The sequence below is a fragment of the Planktosalinus sp. genome (assembly GCF_059864935.1).
This window is the reverse complement of the sequence record NZ_JCBCCK010000503.1, coordinates 1-4,901: the sequence shown is the minus strand read 5'-3', so window position 1 is coordinate 4,901 and position 4,901 is coordinate 1. Positions and strand designations below refer to the sequence as shown.

Annotated in this window: 6 protein-coding genes; 1 reads left to right on the top strand and 5 read right to left on the bottom strand. The window is 38.5% G+C overall.

The features are described 5' to 3' along the window. Nucleotides 1-1,051: SDR family NAD(P)-dependent oxidoreductase (locus AC6F75_RS14500; protein ID WP_500715802.1), on the top strand; the 1,051-nt coding region annotated here is incomplete at its 5' end. 16 nt (nt 1,052-1,067) lie between these two features. On the opposite strand, the gene AC6F75_RS14495 is transcribed toward AC6F75_RS14500, so the two are convergent. The 5 genes from AC6F75_RS14495 to AC6F75_RS14475 form a co-directional block, all read right to left on the bottom strand. Then, nucleotides 1,068-1,784, bottom strand: coding sequence for a YebC/PmpR family DNA-binding transcriptional regulator (locus AC6F75_RS14495; protein ID WP_500715801.1), 717 nt, complete (start codon nt 1,782-1,784; stop codon nt 1,068-1,070). 57 nt (nt 1,785-1,841) lie between these two features. Then, nucleotides 1,842-2,123 (bottom strand): 4a-hydroxytetrahydrobiopterin dehydratase, encoded by a 282-nt coding sequence (locus tag AC6F75_RS14490; protein ID WP_500715800.1) that lies wholly within the window; start codon nt 2,121-2,123, stop codon nt 1,842-1,844. Beyond that, nucleotides 2,120-2,974, bottom strand: a complete 855-nt coding sequence (locus AC6F75_RS14485; RefSeq protein WP_500715799.1) for a sugar nucleotide-binding protein — start codon at nt 2,972-2,974, stop codon at nt 2,120-2,122. Before AC6F75_RS14485 ends, AC6F75_RS14490 begins: the two co-directional genes overlap by 4 nt. After that, a complete protein-coding gene (gcvT, locus tag AC6F75_RS14480; RefSeq protein WP_500715798.1) occupies nt 2,975-4,057 on the bottom strand; it encodes a glycine cleavage system aminomethyltransferase GcvT in 1,083 nt (360 codons plus the stop codon). Between the two features lie 165 nt (nt 4,058-4,222). Beyond that, nucleotides 4,223-4,864 carry a DUF8845 family protein gene (locus AC6F75_RS14475; protein WP_500715797.1) on the bottom strand — a complete coding sequence of 214 codons (642 nt, stop codon included), beginning with the start codon at nt 4,862-4,864 and terminating at the stop codon, nt 4,223-4,225. Nucleotides 4,865-4,901 lie beyond the last annotated feature (37 nt).

Sequence of the window (4,901 nt, the reverse complement as noted above, 5' to 3'; positions counted from 1 at the left end):
CTACGAAAATATAAGTGAAACTGTAGCAGGTAAAACGATACTTGTAACCGGAGGTGCCGGTTCAATTGGGAGTGAAATTGTAAGACAGGTATTGAGTTTTAATCCAAAACTTGTTGTTGTTTTAGATCAGGCTGAAACACCATTGTATGAATTGGAATTAAGAATTGAGGAAACAAATCCCAACGCAAATATTATTACTGAATTGGTCAATATAACAAATATGTACCGTTTGGCTTTGGTTTTTGAAAACTATGATTTTGATGTGATATATCACGCAGCGGCATACAAACACGTTCCCATAATTGAAAGAAATCCTCACGAAGCCATATATGTTAATGTTCTTGGGACAATGAACTTAGTTAAATTGGCTATAGCAGGTGGAGTGGAGCGCTTTGTGATGATTTCAACTGACAAAGCTGTTAACCCCACAAATGTAATGGGAGCTTCAAAACGTGCGGCTGAAATGTATGTTCAATCAATACAAGAAGAAAAAGGTGTAAAAACAAAATTCATCACCACTAGGTTTGGTAATGTTTTGGGCTCAAACGGCTCGGTAATTCCCCATTTTAAAAGGCAAATTGCTAAAGGTGGCCCCATTACGGTTACGCATCCTGATATCATCAGGTATTTTATGACCATCACTGAAGCCTGTCAATTGGTTCTTCAAGCCGGAGCAATGGGTGATGGAGGCGAAATTTATGTATTTGATATGGGAAAACCGATTAAAATCATGGATTTGGCCACCCGAATGATAAGACTGTCCGGTTTAATACCCAACGAGGATATTAAAATTCAAGTAACCGGATTAAGACCGGGAGAAAAACTTTATGAGGAACTACTGGCAGACAGTTCAATCAACCTGCCAACACACCATGAAAAAATTATGGTAGCAAAGGACTTTCCCAAAGCCTTTTCAGAAATTAAGTCAAAATATGAAACATTAATAAAAGTTTCATTGAGGGGAGAAGAAGAAAAAGTGGTGATGATTTTAAAAGAAATTGTAAAAGAATATAAAAGCGAAAACTCAAAATTTTCATATTTGGATAAGTAACAATTCGAAACCGATATTATTCACTTTCTTCCATCGTGTGATAGACGTTTTGCACGTCGTCATCTTCTTCAATTTTTTCCAGTAACTTATCCACATCGGCTGTTTGCTCGTCAGTGAGTTTTTTGGTGACCTGCGGAATGCGTTCAAATCCTGAAGACAATATCGCAAGGTGATGTTCTTCCAGATATTTCTGTATGGCACCAAAACTTTCAAAAGGGGCATAAATATGAATACCGTCTTCATCTTCAAAAACTTCTTCCACACCAAAATCAATGAGTTCAAGTTCGAGTTCCTCTAGGTCAATGTCTGTTTTTTGTATGCGAAAGTTGCAGGTGTGGTCAAACATAAAAACCACAGAACCACTGGTTCCGAGGCTTCCATCACATTTATTAAAATAGGACCGGATGTTGGCCACGGTCCTCGTGTTGTTGTCAGTTGCGGTTTCCACCAAAATGGCAATACCATGTGGCGCATAGCCTTCAAAAAGCACTTCTTTAAAGTCGCCCAAAGATTTGTCTGAGGCTCTTTTAATGGCCCTTTCAATATTGTCTTTGGGCATATTCACCGATTTGGCATTCTGGATAACTGCACGCAACCTGGAATTGGCATCAGGGTCCGGCCCACCTTCTTTGACAGCCATAACAATGTCTTTGCCAATTCGAGTAAACGCTTTGGACATTGCAGACCAACGTTTCATTTTTCGTGCTTTCCTAAATTCAAATGCTCTTCCCATTTCAATAAAGAATTTTAGTTTAAAAAGTGGTCAAAAATAATCATTCCTTTAGAAAATTTAGCCTACTAGTTCATCAATAATTTGTGCCAGGGAAAAATCTTTTTCGGTAAGCCCGCCGGCCTCGTGAGTGGAGAGTGTAATACTCAGTTTGTTGTACACATTGGCCCAGTCAGGGTGATGATTGAGTTTTTCGGCCTCAAAAGCAATGCGGGTCATGACTGAAAAACAGTCTTTAAAATCCTGAAACTCGATGGTGGTGTGTATGGCATTATCGCTGTATTCCCACCCGTCCAGGTTTTTCATTTGTTGAGTGATTTGACTTTTAGATAATTTGCTCATAACAGTGTGGATTTTAATGTTAAAATTTCTTCTTTAAGGGTGACTTCATTGATAACATCAGTTACGGTATAATTGTACTCTGTAACTTCAAAACTTTCTTGTGGTAAAACCGCCAAAAATCGATCGGTGTTTGAAGCATAACTGCGCATAAAAACAGGGGTATTGTCTCCCAGTTTTTCGGTGATTTCTTCAAACAGGTCGCTGTGATGAACCAAGTCGGTACTTCCTGAGTGAAAGATACCTCTTTTTTTCTGATTGATCAGGTAGTGTAGGTGTCTGGGAAAATGAGAATCAGTCGTTACGTTAATTACCAAATCTTCAAAAATATCAAAATTGCTTTTGTGTTTTATGGCCATTTTCAGACGGATGAGCTCAGGGGCGTTGACTCCCAAAACTAGTGGTAATCTGAAAATCAAATAGTTTTCTTCAGGCAATTGTCTGATTATTTTTTCGATACTAAGGTGGTATTTACCTGCTTCAGAAAGTGCCAGTGGCTTGTCTTTTTCCTTGGCAGGAAACTGGCTCAACCCATCAAAAACCTGTGCTGTGGAAATAAAAACAAGTTTGCAATTTTGGGTTACCGTAACATAGGAAAACAATTGCTCGTGAACTTTAACACCTGATTTGTATTCCGAACTAAAACAGGAAATAATAACATCCGGCTGAACCATGTTGAGAATGTCGTCAATATCGTCAGTCTCTCCATCAAACTTATAAAACACCTGATTCTCGCCAAAGAGACTTTCCTGACTAAAAAAAGTCCCATAAACATCAAAATAAGGTCTCAGTTCTTTGTAAATGGCATTCCCAATAAAACCGCTGGCACCGAGTATGAGGATTTTGTTTTCCATTTACCCTTTGTAAAACGGAAGTTTCACCACAGTGGCGGGAATGGCGTTTTTCCTGATTTGAATGTTAATGATACTTCCAGGCACGGCATACTCAACCGGCACATAACCCAAGCCAATTCCTTTGTTGAGTGAAGGTGACATAGTACCGCTGGTGACAATCCCGATTGGGTTTCCGGCTTCATCAACAATATCATAGTCGTGGCGTGGAACTCCTCTTTCGTTCAACTCAAAAGCCACCAGTTTTCTTTTTATGCCGATTTCCTTTTGTTTTTTTAAATTTTCTGAATTGATAAAGTCTTTGGTGAACTTGGTAATCCATCCCAAACCGGCTTCCAGGGGTGAAGTGGTCTCGTTGATGTCGTTGCCATAGAGGCAGTAACCCATTTCCATTCGCAGGGTGTCACGTGCAGCAAGACCAATGGGCTTGATGCCAAAAGCAGCTCCGGCTTCCATCACTTTGTTCCATACTTGTTCTGCCTCGCTGTTTTTGCAGTAAATTTCAAATCCGCCGCTTCCGGTATAACCTGTGGCAGAAATGATTACATGCTCAATTCCGGCAAAATCAGCCACTACAAAACTGTAAAAAGGAATGCTGCTCAAGTCAACACTGCTGAGGGCCTGCATGGCTTCAACGGCTTTAGGCCCTTGAATCGCTAGTAAGGAATAATCCTCTGAAAGGTTTTTCAGTTCAGCACCCATAGTGTTGTGCTTGTTGATCCAAGCCCAGTCTTTCTCAATGTTTGAAGCGTTCACCACGAGCAGGTATTTTTCTTCATTAAAACGGTAAACAATCAGGTCATCAACAATACCTCCGGTTTCATTGGGAAAACAGCTGTATTGTGCTTTACCGTCCACCAGTTTTGAAGCGTCGTTTGAACACACTTTTTGAATCAAATCCAAAGCATTTTTTCCGGTGACGAGAAACTCACCCATATGTGAAACATCAAAAACCCCAAGGGTGTTTCTCACAGTTTGGTGTTCTATCGTTACACCTTCATATTGAACCGGCATATTGTATCCCGCATAAGGAACCATTTTGGCACCCAAAGCTTCGTGTATGTGTGATAAAGCTGTATTTTTCATTTAAAATGTATAATATAAAAGTTTTTAAAAAGGGATACCTTTTTACCTCTCCTTTGGAGAGGTCGAATACCGTGAAGCGGTATTCGGGTGAGGCAAATTTATTTAAAAACAACCACTTTAACCCAATGAAAACAGGAATGTTTTAAAAAATTATGACATTGAAACCTAAACCTCAATTTTCTTTAACTCCTTGTAGTTGTTATAGAGTTTTTTAAGCAGGATGCCGTAAACAATTCTGTAAAATAAAATTAAAAGCAATATAAGGATGACCCCTGCTACAACCTGAGCGATGAGAAATTTAGTTAAAAATTCAGGACCATCAGGAATTGTCCCGTAAGTATCAGCCATTGCCTCGAGAAGAATATCACTTTTAGTGTAATAAAAATAGTTTATAATAATAAGTGTAACTGCAAATGCACTGACGTTGTACAAAACAAAATATTTGACAGTCCTTCTTGTTTTTAAAATATTATGCATTAATGATTTTGTACTGTCGGTCACCTTTATCGAAATGTAGTTTTTATAAAACAAGAAAATAAAAACAATAACTATTATATAGTGAACAATATTGAAACCAATCATAAAAGGTGTTAAGCCCAGTTTTTCAATGATTTCGAAAGACGATTTGGGAGAAACAAAATAGAGTCCTATCCAAAATGCAAGCTCGAGTAAACTGATGATAAAAATCCACTTCACGATGGAAGTAGAGCGTTTAAACAGCATATTATAAATCTGGGAATAGCTCAGTTTGGGATGCTCCTGTTCCCTTTGCTTCCAGTTTTGTTTTAATAGTTCTAATTGATCCATAATGTTACGGATTGAGGATGTTTCTTAATTTTTCTTT